The 17,423-nt window shown below is 69.7% G+C and carries 16 protein-coding genes; 10 read left to right on the forward strand and 6 right to left on the reverse strand.

What is annotated here, in order from left to right:
• Nucleotides 1-17: 17 nt before the first annotated feature.
• A complete protein-coding gene (locus tag AOM45_RS06030) occupies nt 18-782 on the forward strand; it encodes an alpha/beta fold hydrolase (RefSeq protein WP_030470625.1) in 765 nt (254 codons plus the stop codon).
• Here the strand turns inward: AOM45_RS06030 and AOM45_RS06035 are convergent.
• The 4 genes from AOM45_RS06035 to AOM45_RS06050 all read right to left on the reverse strand — a co-directional run bounded on the left by AOM45_RS06035 (nt 772) and on the right by AOM45_RS06050 (nt 8,015).
• On the reverse strand, nt 772-1,602 hold the full coding sequence (locus AOM45_RS06035; RefSeq protein ID WP_030470624.1) for an oxygenase MpaB family protein: 831 nt from the start codon (nt 1,600-1,602) through the stop codon (nt 772-774). The genes AOM45_RS06030 and AOM45_RS06035 overlap by 11 nt on opposite strands.
• A 62-nt stretch (nt 1,603-1,664) precedes the next feature.
• Complete coding sequence (locus tag AOM45_RS06040; protein ID WP_035912129.1) at nt 1,665-4,544, reverse strand: CBM35 domain-containing protein; 2,880 nt, start codon at nt 4,542-4,544, stop codon at nt 1,665-1,667.
• A 108-nt stretch (nt 4,545-4,652) separates the two neighbouring features.
• Entirely contained in the window at nt 4,653-5,315 is a 663-nt protein-coding gene (locus AOM45_RS06045) for a hypothetical protein (protein ID WP_051784211.1), read from the reverse strand.
• 12 nt (nt 5,316-5,327) lie between these two features.
• Nucleotides 5,328-8,015: a toll/interleukin-1 receptor domain-containing protein gene (locus tag AOM45_RS06050; protein WP_030470621.1), complete on the reverse strand. Its 2,688-nt coding sequence runs from the start codon at nt 8,013-8,015 to the stop codon at nt 5,328-5,330.
• A 130-nt stretch (nt 8,016-8,145) separates the two neighbouring features.
• Between AOM45_RS06050 and AOM45_RS06055 the strand changes: the two genes are divergently transcribed.
• On the forward strand, nt 8,146-9,009 hold the full coding sequence (locus tag AOM45_RS06055) for a DUF4231 domain-containing protein (RefSeq protein WP_030470620.1): 864 nt from the start codon (nt 8,146-8,148) through the stop codon (nt 9,007-9,009).
• A gap of 3 nt (nt 9,010-9,012) precedes the next feature.
• Complete coding sequence (locus tag AOM45_RS06060) at nt 9,013-10,224, forward strand: tetratricopeptide repeat protein (protein WP_030470619.1); 1,212 nt, start codon at nt 9,013-9,015, stop codon at nt 10,222-10,224.
• A 37-nt stretch (nt 10,225-10,261) separates the two neighbouring features.
• Here AOM45_RS06060 and AOM45_RS06065 read toward each other — a convergent pair whose 3' ends face one another.
• Nucleotides 10,262-10,648, reverse strand: coding sequence for a TerB family tellurite resistance protein (locus AOM45_RS06065; RefSeq protein ID WP_030470618.1), 387 nt, complete (start codon nt 10,646-10,648; stop codon nt 10,262-10,264).
• A 30-nt stretch (nt 10,649-10,678) separates the two neighbouring features.
• On the opposite strand from AOM45_RS06065, the gene AOM45_RS06070 reads away from it, so the two are divergent.
• Genes AOM45_RS06070 through AOM45_RS06100 form a run of 7 tightly spaced genes read left to right on the forward strand, consistent with a single transcriptional unit; the run spans nt 10,679 to nt 16,457 of the window.
• Entirely contained in the window at nt 10,679-11,224 is a 546-nt protein-coding gene (locus AOM45_RS06070; RefSeq protein ID WP_156094142.1) for a helix-turn-helix domain-containing protein, read from the forward strand.
• 27 nt (nt 11,225-11,251) lie between these two features.
• Nucleotides 11,252-12,331 carry an NAD(P)/FAD-dependent oxidoreductase gene (locus AOM45_RS06075; protein WP_030470616.1) on the forward strand — a complete coding sequence of 360 codons (1,080 nt, stop codon included), beginning with the start codon at nt 11,252-11,254 and terminating at the stop codon, nt 12,329-12,331.
• The gene (locus AOM45_RS53725) at nt 12,328-12,510 is read left to right on the forward strand and encodes a 2Fe-2S iron-sulfur cluster-binding protein (RefSeq protein WP_051784210.1); all 183 of its coding nucleotides are present in this window, start codon (nt 12,328-12,330) and stop codon (nt 12,508-12,510) included. Before AOM45_RS06075 ends, AOM45_RS53725 begins: the two co-directional genes overlap by 4 nt.
• On the forward strand, nt 12,507-13,697 hold the full coding sequence (locus AOM45_RS06085; protein WP_030470614.1) for an NAD(P)/FAD-dependent oxidoreductase: 1,191 nt from the start codon (nt 12,507-12,509) through the stop codon (nt 13,695-13,697). Before AOM45_RS53725 ends, AOM45_RS06085 begins: the two co-directional genes overlap by 4 nt.
• Nucleotides 13,694-14,587: a dihydrodipicolinate synthase family protein gene (locus AOM45_RS06090; RefSeq protein WP_030470613.1), complete on the forward strand. Its 894-nt coding sequence runs from the start codon at nt 13,694-13,696 to the stop codon at nt 14,585-14,587. The genes AOM45_RS06085 and AOM45_RS06090 overlap by 4 nt, the downstream gene beginning before the upstream one ends.
• A complete protein-coding gene (locus AOM45_RS06095; RefSeq protein ID WP_030470612.1) occupies nt 14,584-15,576 on the forward strand; it encodes a proline racemase family protein in 993 nt (330 codons plus the stop codon). Before AOM45_RS06090 ends, AOM45_RS06095 begins: the two co-directional genes overlap by 4 nt.
• Nucleotides 15,577-15,593: 17 nt before the next feature.
• Nucleotides 15,594-16,457: a helix-turn-helix domain-containing protein gene (locus tag AOM45_RS06100; RefSeq protein ID WP_156094141.1), complete on the forward strand. Its 864-nt coding sequence runs from the start codon at nt 15,594-15,596 to the stop codon at nt 16,455-16,457.
• 308 nt (nt 16,458-16,765) lie between these two features.
• Here the strand turns inward: AOM45_RS06100 and AOM45_RS06105 are convergent.
• A partial coding sequence (locus tag AOM45_RS06105; protein WP_156249716.1) for an IS701 family transposase occupies nt 16,766-17,423 on the reverse strand: 658 nt, incomplete at its 5' end.

Raw genomic sequence — 17,423 nt, forward strand, 5'->3', positions numbered from 1 at the left:
TTCTAGACTGTCCAGTCGTGCCTCATGCTCGTGCCGCCGACGGAACCAGGCTCTTCTACTCGGTCGAGGGCTCCGGGCCTCCGCTGTTGCTGATCGCCGGTCAGTCCAACTCGTCGCGCTGGTGGACGCAGGTGCGCCCGGACTTCGCCGCGAGGTTCACGACGATCGTCACCGACCACCGCGGCACCGGTGCCAGCGACAAACCCGACGCCCCGTACAGCACCCAGCTCTTCGCGTCGGACTGCGTCGCGGTCCTCGACGACGCGGGCATCGGCTCCGCGCACGTCTACGGCACGTCGATGGGCGGCCGGATCGCGCAGTGGCTCGCCGCCTCGCACGGCGAACGCGTCGACCGGCTGGTGCTCGGCTGCACCTCCCCCGGCGGCTCGCACGCGATCGAGCGCAGCGCCGAGGTGCGCAGGTCGCTGGCGCAGGTCGACGCGATGAAGGCGCGCAAGGCGTTGGAAGCGCTGATGTACACGCCGTCGTACCGCGGGCCGTTCAACACGCTCGGAGACCCGGCCATGCCGCCGCACGCCCGTAAGAGGCACCTCTTCGCGAGCGCCGAGCACGACGCGTGGGACGTGCTGCCGTCGATCACCGCACCGACCCTCGTGGTGCACGGGACCGACGACATCTTCAACCCCACGGCGAACGCTCCGCTCATCACCGAGCGGATTCCGGGCGCGCGCACGCACCTCATCGAGGGTGCACGCCACGGCTACTTCGAGGAGTTCCGCGCGGTGGCCACTCCCCTGGTGATGGACTTCCTCAGCCCGTGACCCACCGAAGGCCGCGCATCAACGCGTGACCCGCGAACCGCACACCCGTCGCTTCGGCGATCGGCAGGTACGGCAGTCGCAACGGGATCCGCGCCCACACCGGCAGGCTCGCCACGGCCGTGGCGCTCAGGATCCCGTACGGCCCGCGCGCCAGCACCGGCAGAGGGGCTTTGAGCAGCAGGAACTTCGCCGCTTCCCGAGCTTCGGGCGTGCCCTTGAGCTCGGGGCGGTAGGAGTTGAGCGCGGCGTCGAGCTCGGCGGTCGTGCGCGGCGGGTCCGGGATGCCCATCGCGTCCGCGATCACGGCCATGTCGGCCACGTACTCGTCGTAGGAGTCGAGGGGCTTCTCGCCGTACTTGCGGTGGCAGCGCAGGAAGCTGTCGACCTCGGCCACGTGCACCCAGGTCAGCAGGTGCGGGTCGCCGGCGCGGTACGGACGACCGTCCGGCGCGGTGCCGTGGATGTGCTCGTGCACGCGCCCGAGCCGTTCGATCGCCTTGTGCGCGTCGCTGAGCGTGCCGTAGGTGGTGACGCCGATGAACAGGCTCGTGCGCTGCAACCGTCCCCACGGATCGGTGCGGTAGTCGGAGTGCTGGGCGACCGCGGCCATCGCCAGCGGGTGCAACGACTGCAGCAACAACGCCCTCAGCCCGCCGATGAACATGGCGTGGTCCGCGTGGACGTGCCGGATCGGGCGGTCGTCGGCGAACATGCGCGGTCCGGGCGTCTCGTGGATCCGGCGCGCGTGCCGCTCGCGGTCGGGACCCGCGACCCGCTCGAACAACGACTCGCTCAGCTGTCGCCGCAGTGCATCCAGCATTTCCCCATGATGCGACAGGACAGCTGAGAACGGCACCCCGCTCGCGCAGGGTGCCGCTCAGGTCAGCCGATCGCGATCTGGTCCAGGTCGGGAGCACCGGCGCTGTCGTTGCCGAACCTGATCGTGTTCGCGCCCGCGTTCAGCGTCACCGGGACCTCGGTCACGTACGGCGTGTTGTTGCCGACGCCGTTGAGCTTGACCTCGACCGGCGCGCCACCGTTCACGGAAACGAAGTACGACCGCGGCCCGTTGACCGTGAAGGTGATGAACAGCCGGTACGCGCCGGCGGCGGGCACCGTGACGTTCGGGAACACCACGGCGGCGTCCGGACTGCCACCGATGTTGCGCACCTTCTCCGCGCCCGAGCACGCCCCGCAGCTCGTCAGCCCGGTGCTGCCGAACTGGTTGGCCGAGTCCTCCGCCTCCCGCACGAACACCCGGTCGGCGGGCCTGGTGCGCACCGGCACCGCACCCGACACCTTGCGCTCGGAGCCCAGCAGCCCGAACGTGGCGTTCACCGGGATGCTCACCGAGCCCACGTCGGCACCGGCGGGCGACACCGCGGTCCAGACGCCTTCGAGGAGGTTCCCGAGCCGCATCGACGTGCGGGTGGCGGGTGCGCCGGTCAGCGTCCACCCGGCGGGGACCACCGGCGCCAGCGACACGGCGTCGATCTGGTCGTCGGCGTCGAGACGCAGCCGTGCGGTGATCTTCACGGACTGCTGACCGGGCGCGACCCACTGCACGCCGTGGGGTTCCACGGTCAGCGTCGTCTTCGGCGTGTAGCTCGCCGGCGGCAGCCCGCCGACCGAGATCCGGTCGAGCCCGAGCCTGCCAGTGCCGAAGACCTTCACGGTGTTGCGGCCCGCGTTCAACGGCACCGCGACCGACGTCGGAGCGGGTACGTCAGGACGATCCTTCGGCACCGCAACGGAAACCGGTGCCGCACCGTTGACCGACACCGACACGCCGGCCGCCTCGGCGGCCGTCAGGTCGAGTCGCAGGCCGTAAGTTCCTGCCGTCGCAACGGAAACATCGCGATAGGTCACGGCATCGCGCTCGCCACCACCGAACCCGGTCACCTGCCGAGTGCCGGAACACGCCTCGCAGAACTCGCTGCGGACCGATCCGGACCGCGACGCGTCCTCGGCCTCCAGCGGGTTGTCGCGGAAACCCCGCGGATAGCTGTGACCGACCCGGATCTCGTCGATCTTGAGCTCCTTGAAGTACACCGGGGCCTGTGGACCGCCCCAGGTGTTGACCACGGTCAGCTTCAGGAACCGCGCCTCCTGCGACCCGATGTCGATGAACTGCGTGCCACGCGCGGAAGGCAGCGCACCGCTGCGCACGTGCCACCAGTCGCGTCCGTCGACGGACGCCGTCAGCTGGTAGTCCTTGATGCGACTGGAGTCCTCCGGCCGGCCGAACGACACGCGGGCGTGCGTCGGCGACGACTCGCGCTGGTTGATCGCGAGGAACGCCGCCTGCTTGCGCCGCCCGAGGTCCAGCGAGATCGAGACGGGCTGGGCGGCGTTGGCGTCCCAATAGGTCTCGTAGCTGCCGTCAGTCAGGTTCGAGGCCGGGAACCCGTTCTCCGACGACGTGGCCGAGGCCTTCACGCCGGTGTAGAAGCCTTGCTGCCCAGCGGTTTCCACGGCGAACACGGTGTCGTACTCGTCCCACTTCGTGATGCCCTGGATCGTCAGGTACCCGGCCGACTGCGAGAACCGCATCCGTTCGCCGGTGCGCAGATCGGTGACGCCGGTGACGCGATAACCGTTGTCCCGCAAGCGAACGAAGTCAGCGCGCGGACGAGTGACCACGTGCACGTACTGCTTGCCGGTCCTGGGGTTGATCGTGATCACGCCGTGCGCACCGTCGTTCCAGAACCCCGGCTGCATCCCGCCGTACAGGTACCCGCCGCCCTCGACGCCCTGGATCGACTCGCGGATCGGCGGCACCCACGACGCCATGAAGTTGTTGTACGCCTCCTGCTGCGCGGGCATCTTCCCGTTCACCATCGGCGTTTCGGCCATCAACGACTTGATCGACGACCCCGCGTTGGTGACGTAGCGGCCGGTGTTGAGCCGCGTGTCGACGGCGTGGTTGCCGCCGTCGTACCACCAGTCGCCGGTGTTGGGCAGCTTGTAGCAGGCCTCGGACAGGCGCGGCATCGGCGTGAACGTCGCGGCCGGGTAGTCGTAGGACGGGAACATGCCGGTCTTCTGCTCGTTCGAGACCGTGTCCATGATCGGCGTGTCCTCGTTGTTGTTGCTCAACAACCAGGTGGGCTGAAGCTGCCGGATCTGCTCGTAGAGCTTGTTGCGCTCCCAGTACTCGTTGTCGTTGTCGATCCAGAACCCGGCGAGGTCGTTGTAGTTCTTCATGACCTCGAAGAAGAGGTCGTAGCTGTACTTGCCGAACCCTTCGCGCGTGGTGAGGTCGACCTGCTCACCCTTGTAGGAGGAGTAGGCGGCTGAGTCGAGCATCTGCACGCCCTGCTCGCTGTGCCACTGCGGATCGTCGGTCATGTAGAGGATGACCTTGACGTCCTTGGCCTTGCCCGCCTTCACCAGCTCACCGAGCAGATCCCGTTGCGTGGCACAGCTTCCGGGAATCTTCGACGGCCACGGCCGCGCGTACCCGAGCCTGCTGTGGAACGTGGCGAGCACGACGTAGGAGGCCCCGAGCTTGCGCGCCTCGTCGATCCAGTAGTCGGGCGTCCACCCGCCGCCGGTGACGTCACGCTCCCACTCGGCGCAGTTCAGGTGCTTCGGAGCGGTGAACATGCCCCAGTGCAGGAACAACCCGGCGGTGGACTTGCGCAGCCACTCCTGTCTCGGGTGCTGCACCTCGGCCTGCGCCGCGCCCGGAAGCGCGACCGTCAGCAGGCCGGCGAGCAGCGCGGCCACCACAGCCGCACACAAACGTCGTAGTGCCATGACCATCGCTTTTCTCGTCGGGGCGGCGGCGAGAGGTCCGATGATTTCAACCACAACTACCTGGGTCAAGCCCTCGTTACGCCTGTGTTGCGAGGACTCATCGGAGCACTATGACACTTGCACGGCCGGATCCGGTTTCAGCGTGCTGTCGCTCAGCCGCCAGGTGGTCCGGGCCTCGCCGCTCGGGCAGCACGTCGCGTCGCTCGGCCGGTACCAGGACTCCTTCACCGTGATCGAGCCCTTGTCGAACCGGGGCTCGGAGAGCAGCGGCACGTGCGGAGAGTCGTCCCGCATCGTCGTCGAGCTGACCTCACCGACCACCTCCAGCGACCCGTTCCGCACGGTGACGACGGCGTACCCGAACGCGAGCTGACCACTCGCGGTGCCACCACCGTTGTCGCACCCCACGTCGACGGCGGCTTCGTCATTCCCGTCGCCGTCGATGTCCCCGTAGACGACGCGCTTCGGGTCGTACGCGGCGAAAAGGTGCACCTGCCCCCACCTACCCGACGACCCGGTGCCTTCGGCGTCGCGGAACTGGACCAGCTCCTGCACGTCGCAGAACCCGGCGGGCAGCTTGGAGTTCCGCCAGTCGACCGCCTTGATGTCGCTCGCAGGCCCGAGCGTCGGCCTCACGACGGACGAGGTCGTGGTCGTCGTGCTCACGGTTGTCCTGCTCTCCTGCGGTGCCGCGGTGATCTTCTCCCCGATCTGCGGGCCCGAGCAGGAGGAGATCAGCAAGGCGGTCAGGGCGATGAGTGCGATGCGCACGGGTGCTCCCTCTCACGCGCAGGGCGGGTCGTAGGGGTCGTCGGGAAGGTACTGCCGCCACTCGGCTTCGGTGATCGCCGGCGAGTCGGCGCACAGCCTGGCGAGCGCCTGCGCGGCGTCGATGCTCCAGATAGTCGTCCTGGTCTCCGCGCCCGCCAGCAACTTGCCGTCCGGGCTGAACGCGATGGACGCACCGAAGATCTTTCCGCCCGCGTGCAGGACCGACACCTCGGCCGGCCGGGTCTCGTCGGTGAGGTCCCACAGCAGCACCTCCTCTGCCGCACCCGCGCTCGCGAGCAACGACCCGCCGGGTTGCGGTGCCAGCCCGTCGACCTGCCCGACGTGCCGCGTGACGGACGAGATCCGCCGGTGGTCGTCGCTGTGCCACACGGTGACCGAGCCGCTTTTGTGGCCGGTGACGACGGAGCCGGTCTGCCGGAACGCGACCGACTCGACGGGGTCTGCCGCGGTGTCCTCCGCGTGCAGCAGTCCGGGGTCGGAGGGGTTCGTGATGTCCCAGAACTGCAGCGTTTTTCCCTCCTTGCCGCGGGTCACGGCCAGCCGTCCGTCAGCGCGGAAAGCGATGCCGCGTGCCGCGCTCGCCGACCCCTTCAACACGCCCGCCGCCACCGCGCGGTCGCCCTCGGTGATCCACAGCTGGTACTCCGCCAGGTCGGCGGCGGCGCCGACGAGCTTGCCGTCCGGGCTGTAGGTCAGACTCGCCGCTCGTCCGTCCTGCTTGGTGTCCGGTTGCTCCGCCGTCCTGGTGTCGTGCTGCACCACTGGTATTCCGGCGGCGATCTTCGTGCCGTCCGGGCTGAACGCGACGAGCCCGCCGCCCTGGTTGTAAGTCCTGATGTCGCGGATCTCCTTGGGGTGTGCGGGGTCCGCGAGGTCGTAGAGCTTCCACGGGAACCCGGCCGCGAGCAGCGGTCCAGGGGCGAACGCGACCCCACCTCCACCCGGCAGCACGGCCACCGCGGACGACCGCGCCGCGTTCAGCACGTTCCACAACCGCACGGTGTGCTGCTGTCCCGGCCCGTCCTGGCTCGCCGAGGCGAGCACGCGCGAGTCGGCGCTGAACGAGAGCCCGGCGATGGTGCTCGTTTGGCCGCGCAACGCCGGGGACGTGCGGGGCCGTGTCGGGTCGGTGACGTCCCACAGGCCGATGGTGCTCGCGCCGTCGCCGACGGCCAGCGTCACGCCGTCCGGCGAGAAGGCCGTAGCGTGCACACCGAGCGACGCCCCCGACAACACCGCGTACTGCGTGTTCTGCGCCAGATTCCACAACCGCACGGTGTCATCGCTCGACCCGCTCGCGAGCACCGCACCCTTCGGTGCGAACCGCAAAGACGTGAGCTGCCCGGTATGGCCGGTCAGCTTTCCGCGCAGCACCGGCTTCACGGTGATGTCCCACAGCTCGACCGTCCCGCCGCCGTCGCCCCGCACCCAGGTGTGGCCGTCCGGGCTGACGGCCGCGGCGTCGTAGAACAGGGACGGGTGGCCAGGCGCGAACACGGGTCCTGGCCGGGGTGACGCAGGATCGCTGATGTCCACGAGCCGTGCGGCCCCCGCCGACTCCGTCATGACCAGCAGCGGCCGGCCGGGGACGAACGACACGACCCGCACCATCGAGCCGGACGTGCCCTGGAACCGCGCAGCCCGATCCGGCGCCGCGATCTCCACGAGCAGTCCGGTGCCCGACGACGTGCCGATCGCCAGGTACTTGCCGTCCGGGCTGAACGCGACCGTCGCGGCGTAACCCTGGTCCAGCGGGACGACCGCCTTCTCCCTGGTTCCTTCGTACAGCACGACATCGCGATCCCTCGCCACCGCCAGCAGTTCCCCCTGCGGGCTGTACGCCACGTCACGGGCCATCGTCGGCTGCCGCAGCACCCGTGGGATCGAAGGGCTCTCCATCAGCGCGCCGACGACCTCCGGTGACGGTGACAGCCGATACGCCTGCGCGAGCAGCTGCCGTGCCGTGTCCGGACGCGTGTCGCGGATCGCCGCCGCCTGCGCGACCAACTGGCGTGAGGTGGCGACCATCGTCTGCTGCCGGGCGCGGTTGCTCTCCTGCTGCGAACGCACTGCGAAGATCACCGCGGCGACCAGCAGGACGACCAGGACGGAGATCGTGGCTCGGACGGTCCGCCTGGTGCGACGGCGTTCCCTCGCGTGGTGGCCGATCAGCTCAGCCTTCTCGACGCCGTCGAGCGGTGCCACGACGTCGGCCAGCACCGACTCCCACTCGGGGGCGTGCAAGTCGAGCTCGCGAACCCTGCGCAGGTCGACGCAACGCGGTTCGGGGATGTCGTGGAGGGCGTCCGGCAATGCGCTGCCGTCGACCAGAACCCCTTCGTCCCACCTGGCTTCACCATCGGTGAGCAGCACGAAGAGCTTGGTTCGGTCGCGGTTCTCCAGCCACCAGTCGACCTCCTTGCCGACCCAGGTCGACTTCGCCGACGCGGGTGAGGCGAGCAGCAGGAAGTGCTCGGCCTGCGCGAGCCCGTCGAGAATCGCCCGCGTCAGATCGGATTCGGCCGCCAGCGAGGAGTTGTCGAGGAACACCCGCCGCGCCCGTGACCGGTACCAGGGCTTCGCGAACTTCTCGATGCCCTCCTGGAGCACGGGACCGAGAGCCTTGTCCGTCGCGTGGCTGTACGAGATGAACGCGGCGAACTTCCTTTCGTCGCCCATGGCCCCCCTCGGCTGTACGGGTGAACACCCCTTCATCGCCGCGGAAGCGCACCACGTTAGGGCTTCGGCGTGGTAACACACGTTTGGTCGCTCACGATCACGGTTGACGAACAGAGGGGGTGGTCGCCGAATGGTCGACGCGGACCTGCCGGGTTTCTTCCACGACGCGGACAAGGTCGCCCTGCGCGGGCAACGGCACACGCTCGCGCTCGGCAGGCTGCGGCTGCTCAGCGCCATCATCGCGGCGCTGGGAGGCGCGCTGAGCTGGAAGGCGGGCAAGATCGACCTCTGGGCGATCGTGTCGATGCTGGGCTTCCTGGCCGCCCTGTACGCCGAGGTCCGGCTGTGGAACCTCAAGCCGGAGGACGACTGGAAGTCCGGCCGCGCGGTCGCCGAGGCGATCAAGTCGCTGGCCTGGCGGTTCGCCGTGGCGGGCAACCCGTTCCCGCACGACCTGCCGAAGGCGCGCCGGGAGCTGGCCGCGCAGACCGCCGAGGTCGTGCGCAAGTACGGCCAGACCCTCGCGCTGGACAGCACGAACCCGTCCGGCACGTCAGCGCTGGCCGAGCTGCGGGCCAAGCCGTTCGAGGAACGCCGCCAGGCGTACATCGAGCACCGCGTGCGTGATCAGAAGAACTGGTACTCCGCGCGATCTCGCAGCAACAAGGAGCGCGCGTCGCGGTGGCGCGGTGTGCTGATCGTCGGCGAACTCCTCGCGATCCTGCTGGCGGGCGGCCGGGCCGTCGGGTTCTGGGACATCGACATCTCCGGCGTGATGGCCGCCGCTGTCGCGGGTGGTGCGGCGTGGCTCGGCGTGAAACAGCACGAGACGCTGCGGCTGAGCTACGGCGCGGCCGCCACGAATCTCGCTCTGCTGGAGGAGACGCTCATCGAGACGTCCGAGGAGGAGTGGGCGGCGGCGGTGGCGGACACCGAGGACGCCATCGGGACCGAGCACTCGGCGTGGCTGGCGTCGCGGCCGAGCGCCACCTGACCCGTGGAACCGCTGCGGATCTTCGTCGCGATGCCGGGCACCGACCTCGGGCAGCACGCGACGTGGACCAACCCCGAACAGATCAAGAAGTACCTGTACGAGCCGGTGCGGGCCGAGCTCGCGCAGCGCCTGGACCGCGAGGTGACGCTGCTCGTCGAGAGGGACCGGCAGGAGTCGGGGCCGATCCACCGGTCGATGTTCAACGAGGCGGTGGCCGCGGAGGTCTACATCGCGGACCTGACTTCGGCCAACGCGAACGTCTACCTCGAGGTCGGCGCGCGCTGGGCCCTGCGCGACAACGTGACCATCCTGCTGTGCCAGGACCACCGGTACGACGTCCTCTTCAACGTCGCGGCGAACCGCGTGCTGACGTACAGCCAGCACCCGGACGAACTGGACAGGGCCAGGGACACGCTCGTCAACATGATCGTCAACGGCCTGACGCGTGGACACGTGGACAGCCCGATCCGGGACTCGTCGGACCTGATCACGGTGGCCAGGGAGGAGCACGAGGCACTCGTCGCGGAGGTCGCCCGCCTCCGGGCCGAGCGGGGCGACGAGTTCTTCACCGCGGCCATGTCGACGTCGGGCGTGGACCGGATCGACCTGCTCCGCCGGACGATCGCGGTGAACCCGGTGAGGGCGGACGCCCACGGCGAACTGGGCATGGCCTGCCGTGCCGCCGGCAACCACGGCGACGCCGTCACCCATCTCGCCACCGCGGTCCTGCGTGCCCCGGACTCGTCCCGCTGGCGGCGTGAGCTGGGCCTCGCCCAGGCCTCGGCGGGAGACCTCGACGCGGCGACCGCGTCACTGCGCGCCGCGGTGGCGCACGATCCGGCCGACGCCGACTCCCACGGCGCGCTCGGTGACGTGTGCCGGCAGAAGGCCCGGGCACACCACGACCACACCTGCCTCGCCGAGGCACGGGACGCGTACCGAGCCGCGAACCAGATCACTTCGGACAACACCACGTGGCTCGTTCACGAGGCGCACCTCGACGTTCTGCTGTCCGGGAACGAGACCGAGCGAGCCACGGCCGTCGCGGGCTTTCACGACCTGTCCCGCTACGTGAAGTACCTGATCTCCAGGAAACCGGACCCGTCGAACCAGGTGGAACTGCTGCGGTTCATGCTGACGATCGAATGGCTGCCCGGCGACGTGGCCCACGCGTTGCGAGCACTGGTCGCGAAGCACGACCCTGACGCCACCTGACGGTGCTGCTCACCGCCACCGGCGAGCAGCACCCGTGTCAGCCCAGCGCCTCGACCACGCGGGTCACCATCGCCTTCTCCGTCACCGCCACCTCGCCGTCCGCACCGGCCACCGACCGGCACATCTCCGTCACGGCGGCGCGGAAGATCGCGACGTCGCGCGGCTCGTGGGCGTCGATGATCGCCACCGACTCCCTCAGCGCGGCGAGCACTCCGGCCTCCACATCGGACGTCGTGCCCTTGGGCAGTGCGGGCGGGGCGGCGGCGATGACGGCGCGCAGGTCGTCCGACAGCAGGGTCATGGCCCTGATGCCGGCGTGGCTCTCCTCGTCGACCGAGCCGGGGTCCGCAGTGGACACCAGCACCATGGCACCGAAAACGGCCGTGCGGAGGGTCTGCCCCTCCGCCTCCGTGTACGCAGTCATGGGCGCAAGCCTATGCAACGATCAGTGGCTATGAGTGCGGGTCAGGTGCTCGGCGCCAACATCAGGGCGTTCCGGGAGCAGCGCGGGTTGTCTCTGTCGGAGCTCGCGCGGCGGTCGTCCATCGCGAAGGGCACGCTGTCCCAGCTGGAGAGCGGGTCGGGCAACCCGACCATCGAGACAGTGTTCAGTTTGTCGAACGCTTTGGACGTGCCTGTGTCCGAGTTGGTGACCGAGCGGACGCCGCCGGACGTCGTGCTGGTGCGGTCGGGCGACGTCGAGGTGCTCAGCAGCAACGCCGTCGACCTGCGGCTGATGCGGCGGATGGACATCGGGGACACGGTGCTGGAGATCTACGACCAGCGCGTGCGGCCCGGTGCCACGCAGACCAGCGAAGGTCATCCCGGCAAGGAACACGTGCTGGTCACCAGCGGGCAGCTGCGGGTGGGGCCGACCGACAAACCCTACGAGCTCGGGCCGGGCGACTACGTGTGCTTCCCCGGTTCGCTGCCGCACCTGTACGAGACGGTCGACGGTGAGGTCAGATCGGTACTGGTGCTGGAGTACCCGAAGCACTAACGTTCATTCTAATGAACGGAGGTGGCGATGCACCCGGACGTCGTGGTCGTGGGAGCGGGCATCATCGGGGCCGCGTGCGCCCAGGCGCTGAAGGCACGCGGGCTCACCGTTCTCGTCATCGACCGCCACGGGCCCGCGTCGGGCACCAGCGCGGCCGGTGAGGGCAACGTCCTGGTCAGCGACAAGGGGCCGGGGCCTGAGCTCGACCTCGCCAAGGCGAGCCGGGAGCTGTGGCCCGAGCTGGCGCAGGACGCCGAGTGGGAGGAGAAGGGCGGCCTCGTCGTCGCCACGACCCCGGAGGCCTCCGAGCCGCTCAAGGCCTTCGCCGCCGGGCAACGCGCGGCGGGCGTCGACGCCTGCGAGCTCACCGCCGACGAGGCGCGCAGCCACGAGCCGCACCTCAACCCGGAGATCACCGCCGCCGTCCACTACCTGCAGGACGCGCAGCTCAACCCGGTGAAGGCCACCAGGACCCTGCTGCGGGGCATCGACATCACCCGCGCCGAGGTGTCCGCAACGGACGGACGCAGCGTCACGACCGGAGACGGCGTGATCAGCTGCGGCGCGGTGGTCAACGCGGCCGGGCCGTGGGCGCGGACCTTCGGCGTCAACGTGCTGCCGCGGCGCGGGGTCGTCCTGGTCACCACCCCGATCCCCGGCACGATCCGGCACAAGGTCTACGACGCGGACTACGTCGGCGCGGTCGCGAGTGGTGACGCGGACCTGCAGACGTCCGGTGTCGTCGAGTCGACCCAGGCCGGCACGGTGCTGATCGGGTCGAGCCGCCAGCGCAAGGGCTTCGACGACGCGATCGAGAGCAAGGTCCTGAAAGCGTTGGCGCGCCGGGCGATCGCGCTCTTCCCGATGCTGGCCCACGTACCGGTCATGCGCGCGTACGGCGGCTTTCGCCCGTACGCGCCGGACCACCTGCCGATCATCGGCGAGGACCCGCGCATCCCCGGCCTGTGGCACGCGACCGGGCACGAGGGCGCTGGCGTCGGTCTCGCCCCCGCCACGGGCCGCCTGCTCGCCGACCTGATGACGGGCGGCACACCGCTCGTCGATCCCCGCCCGTTCCGCGTCGACCGTCCGGAGGTGATGGTGTGAAGGTGACCTTCAACGGCCTCCAGCGTGAGGTCGCCCACGTGGCGGAGTTGTTGCCCGGCAAGTTCTTCTGCGGCATCGGTGTCTGCTTCGGCTGCGTCGCGGAGATCAACGGCGTGCCCGAGGTGCGCGCGTGCCGGCACCGGCTTTGCGACGGCGACGTGATCAGGACGAAGCCGTGAGGGTCGTCGTGGTGGGTGCGGGCCCGGCGGGGATGGCCGCCGCGCGGACGGCCGCCGACGCGGGCGCCGAGGTCACGATGGTCGACTCGGAACCGGACGCGGGCGGCCAGTACCTGCGCGGCCGGGCCAGGTTCGAGCACAGCGGGGTCACGCATCTCAAGAACGTGGAGGCGTGGCTCGTCGAAGGCGACACGCTGCACCTGCGGGGTCCGCGGCAGCTCCGGTTCGACGCGCTGGTCATCGCCACCGGCGCCTACGACCGTCCCCTGCCCTTCCCCGGCTGGGACGGCCCCGGCGTGATCACCGCGGGCGCCGCCCAGGCACTGGCCAAACAGGGCGTGACCCTCGGCGAACGCGTGATCGTCAGCGGCACCGGCCCGTTCCTGCTGCCCGTGGCCACCGCGCTCCAGGACCTCGGCGCCACGATCGTCGGAGTCTACGAGGCGAACTCCCCTGCCCGGTGGCTTCGCGAGCCCAGGGCCGTCCTCGCCAACCGCCACAAGATCAGCGAACTCGCGAGCTACCGCAAAGTGTTGTCACGCCTGGAAACCCGCACGGCGGTGATCGCCAAGCACGGCAGCCGCGTCACGGTCGCGAAGCTCGACCGCCACTGGCGCCCGGTCAGCCACCGCACCGAGCACGCCGACCTGGTGTGCATCGGCCACGGGTTCCTCCCGCGCACCGACCTCGTCCCGAACGCCAAGCGCACCAACGACTTCCTCGACGTCGACGAACGCCAGCAGACGTCCGTGGAGGGCGTCTACGCGGCCGGTGAGGTGACCGGCATCGGCGGCGCGGACCTCGCCGAGGCCGAGGGCGTCGTCGCCGGGGCCGCCGCGGCCGGACTGGAACCACCCGCCGAAGTGCTCGACGCCGTGCGCAGGGGCAGGTTGTTCGCGCGGGCCCTGGCCAGAGCGCACGCGATCCAGCCGGGCTGGCGGACGTGGCTGAGCCCGGACACCACCGTGTGCCGCTGCGAGAAGGTCAGCCTCGAAGACCTCGCCGACGCCACGGGCATGCGCGAGCTCAAGCTCACCAGCCGGGTCGCGATGGGCCGCTGCCAGGGCCGCATCTGCGCCCGCAACGCGTCGGACCTGACCGGTGTCCCGTTCGACGGCCAGCGCCGCGTGATCGCGGTCCCGATCCCCCTTGGCGAACTCGCCGAACTCCCGGAGGAAGAGTCATGACCGAACGCCTCGACGGCGTCATCGTCGCCACCGCGCTCCCCTACGCCGAGGACCCCGACGCCCCGGCCGGACTGCGCCCCGACCTCGACAAGCTCGCCGAGCACTGCCAGTGGGTCGTCGAGAACGGCTGCCGCGGCGTGGGCCCCAACGGTTCGCTGGGCGAGTACTCGTCGCTGACGGACACCGAACGCCGTGAGGTCGCCCGGACCGCCATCGCGGCCGTGAAGGGACGCGGCATCGCGGTCATCGGCGTGCACGGCGTGGGCGCGCACCAGGCACGTCACTGGGCCGAGCTCGCGGCCGAGGACGGCGCGGACGGCGTGCTGTGCCTGCCGCCCACGATGTACCGGGCCAACCGCGGCGAGGTCGTGCACCACTTCCGCGAGGTCGCCAAGGCCGGACTGCCGATCATGGTCTACAACAACCCGATCGACACCAAGGTCGACCTCACCCCCGACCTGATCGCCGAGCTGGGCCAGATCGAGAACGTGGTGGCGGTGAAGGAGTTCTCCGGTGACGTCCGGCGCGTGCTGGAGATCCGCGCGGCCGCACCGCACCTCACCGTGGTGGCCGGCGCGGACGACGTCGTGCTGGAGAGCCTGCTGATGGGCGCGACGGGCTGGTTCGCGGGCTACCCCAACGTGTTCCCCGCCGAGTGCGCCGAGCTGTTCGACCTGGCGCAGCAAGGCGAGCTCGTCAAGGCCCGCGCACTGTACGAGAAGCTCGTGCCGGCGTTCCGCTGGGACTCGCGCACCGAGTTCGTGCAGGCGATCAAGCACTCGATGGACTTCGTGGGTCGCTACGGCGGTCCGTGCCGTCCCCCGCGCGGACCGCTCAGCCCCGAGCAGATCGCGCAGGTCGACGCCGACATGAAGCTGGCGACGTCGTGAGATTCGCCCAGTACTTCAGCGCGGTCGACTCGCACACCGAGGGCATGCCGACACGGGTGATCACGGGCGGGGTCGGCGTGATCCCCGGCGAGACCATGGCCGAGAAGCGCCTGAACTTCATCAAGAACCACGACCACGTCCGCAAGCTCCTCGTCAACGAACCGCGCGGCCACGCGGCGATGAGCGGCGCGATCCTGCAACCGCCGACCCGTCAGGACGCGGACTGGGGCGTGCTCTACATCGAGGTGTCCGGCTGTCTGCCGATGTGCGGCCACGGCACGATCGGCGTCGCGACGGTGCTGGTGGAAACCGGCATGGTCGAGGTCATCGAACCCGTCACCACCGTCCGTCTGGACACCCCGGCAGGCCTGGTGCTCGCCGACTACGACACCCGCACGAAGCTCGTGACGATCCGCAACGTCCCGGCGTACGCGCACGAACTGGACGCCGTCGTGGACGTGCCGGGACTGGGCGAGGTCCGCTACGACATGGCGTACGGCGGCAACTTCTACGCGATCCTGCCTTTGGCACAGCTCGGGATCCCGTTCGACAGGGCCGAGAAGGAGCGCATCCTGGCCGCCGGACTGTCCATCATGGATCGGATCAACGCGGTGAACCGGCCGGTGCACCCCGTCGATCCCGCGATCGGCGGTTGCAAACACGTCCAGTTCACGGCGCCCGGTCGGGACGGCGCCCACTCGCGCAACGCGATGGCGATCCACCCCGGCTGGTTCGACCGTTCCCCCTGCGGCACGGGCACCTGCGCCCGGATGGCCCAGCTGCACGCCCGCGGTGAGCTCGGAATCGGTGCCGACTTCGTCAACGAGTCGTTCATCGGCACGAGGTTCATCGGCCGTTTGCTGGAAGAGGTTCCGCTGGGTGACCGAACGGCGGTGCTGCCGACGGTGGCCGGTCGCGCGTGGATCACCGGGATGGGCCAGTACCTCCTCGATCCGACCGATCCGTTCCCCGAGGGATTCTCGCTGTAGTCACTAGGCTGCGTCGGGTGACGACGCCCAGTCTGGAAGCTTTACTCCGCATTGGACCGTTCCACTCGGCACTGCGCGCGGCCATCCGCCGCCGGGGGCTGACCCTGGAACGGCTCCGGACGCGCCTGGCCCAGCAGGACGTGGCGGTGGCGCTGTCGACGTTGAGCGACTGGCAGCAGGGCCGGGTGCGCCCGGTCTCGCCGAAGTCGCTCAAGGCCGTGTCGGTGCTGGAGGAACTGCTGGAGGTGCCGGACCGCTCCCTGCTCAGCCTGCTGGAACGCTCGGACCAGAGCGGCTGGCCGGACGTCGTCCCCGGGATGATGCCCGGCTTCAACACCTACGACCTGGAGGTCGTCTCCCGGCACGACCGGGTGTTCGTCGACGCGTCCCGGCGCGCGTCACGCGTGCACGTCCGCATGGTCGTCCGCGCGCGCCAGGACGGCGTCGACCGCTTCCACGCGCACTACTTCTGCGACGACTCGGTGCACATGTCGGAGGTGCGGCACGAGCCTGTCCGCAACTGCCGCAACGGGCGTTCCGCGCGCAACGAGGCCGACCGCGTGACGGTCGACGAGCTGTTGTTCGACAAACCGTTGGCCACGGGCGAAACGTGGGTGTTCGAATTCGTGGTGCACGACCCGACACGGCTGGACACCATCGAATACGCGCACGGCGTGCGGTGCTTCATCGAGCAGAGCCTGATCGAGGTGCACTTCGACCCGGCCGCGCTGCCCGTGGACCCGCACGTGTATCTGCAGGACTGGCAGGAGCACGAGCCGCACCGGACGATCGACCTGGCTCTCGACCACACGAACTCGGTGCACCACTTCGAGGCGAACGTGTCGGTGAACTGGGTCGGGATCCGCTGGCGGTGGGCCTGATGCTCACCACCGACTTAGCGCCTGTATCGAAGTCCGATCCGCGACAGCCGGGCCCGAGGCGGCCCCTGGCGGCACGGCCGGACGACCCACATACAACACCGGTATGCGAGCCGTCCGGCCGCACCACCAGGAACCACCTCAAGCTCGACTCTCATCGAACCGGACTTCGATACAGGCGCTAGTAGTGCTTTGTTAGGTTAGTCGGTAGTTGTTGTGGCGTAGCGGTTTCACGGTTTGGTGGCAGGTCAGGCAGACGCCGGTCCAGGTCGCGAGGAGTAGTTGCAGTTCGCGGACGACCTTGTAGAGGGTCAGGCCGGCGCAGCCGCTTTTGGGTCTGCTCGCAGCAAGGTGAGGAACAGGTGCGCCGCCGTGACCAGGGTGACGTGGCGGTGCCAGCCCTGCCAGGAGCGGCCCTCGAAGTGGTCCAGGCCCAGGCCGGTCTTGAGTTCGCGGTAGTCGTGTTCGATCCGCCAGCGGATCTTGGCGTAGCGGATGAGGTCGGTGTGGCTGGTGTCGGCTGGGAGGCTGGAGAGCCAGTAGGTGACTGGTTCGGGTTCGTCGTCGGGCCATTGGGCGATCAGCCACCGCTCGGGCAGGATGCCGTCGTCGAGGTCGCGGGGGACGCGATGCCCGGCGGGCCGGACTCGCAGGAACACGAACTGTGAGGACAGTGCGCCTTTGCTGCCTTCGCGCCAGGTGACGGTGAGTGCGGCTTCGCGGCCAGCGGCGGCCACGTGCCGGGCCAGGCTGACCGGCTCGTCCGGGTAGACGGGCGTGTCAGCGGGCCGGCGGCCGCACCGGCCCGTCCCGGACCATTCCCGCACGGCGGGAACCGCCTCGCTGGTGTGCGCCAGGGCCTCGCCTTTGAGCTGCACGCTGTAGGCGATGTCCCGCTCGTCGAGCGCGGCGCGGAACTGGCCGTTGTCACCGTAACCGGCGTCCGCGACCAGCACGGGCGGCCGCAAC

It is taken from the genome of Lentzea aerocolonigenes (assembly GCF_000974445.1).
Lineage (GTDB): Bacteria > Actinomycetota > Actinomycetes > Mycobacteriales > Pseudonocardiaceae > Lentzea > Lentzea aerocolonigenes.

Excerpts from the sequence above, each read along its gene's own strand:
- AOM45_RS06065 (WP_030470618.1), bottom strand. The coding sequence starts at position 10,648 with ATGACTGCGTACACGGAGGCGGAGGGGCAGACCCTCCGCACGGCCGTT.
- AOM45_RS06070 (WP_156094142.1), top strand. The coding sequence starts at position 10,679 with ATGAGTGCGGGTCAGGTGCTCGGCGCCAACATCAGGGCGTTCCGGGAG.
- AOM45_RS06075 (WP_030470616.1), top strand. The coding sequence starts at position 11,252 with ATGCACCCGGACGTCGTGGTCGTGGGAGCGGGCATCATCGGGGCCGCG.
- AOM45_RS06055 (WP_030470620.1), top strand. The coding sequence starts at position 8,146 with ATGGTCGACGCGGACCTGCCGGGTTTCTTCCACGACGCGGACAAGGTC.
- AOM45_RS06050 (WP_030470621.1), bottom strand. The coding sequence starts at position 8,015 with ATGGGCGACGAAAGGAAGTTCGCCGCGTTCATCTCGTACAGCCACGCG.
- AOM45_RS06035 (WP_030470624.1), bottom strand. The coding sequence starts at position 1,602 with ATGCTGGATGCACTGCGGCGACAGCTGAGCGAGTCGTTGTTCGAGCGG.
- AOM45_RS06040 (WP_035912129.1), bottom strand. The coding sequence starts at position 4,544 with ATGGCACTACGACGTTTGTGTGCGGCTGTGGTGGCCGCGCTGCTCGCC.
- AOM45_RS06090 (WP_030470613.1), top strand. The coding sequence starts at position 13,694 with ATGACCGAACGCCTCGACGGCGTCATCGTCGCCACCGCGCTCCCCTAC.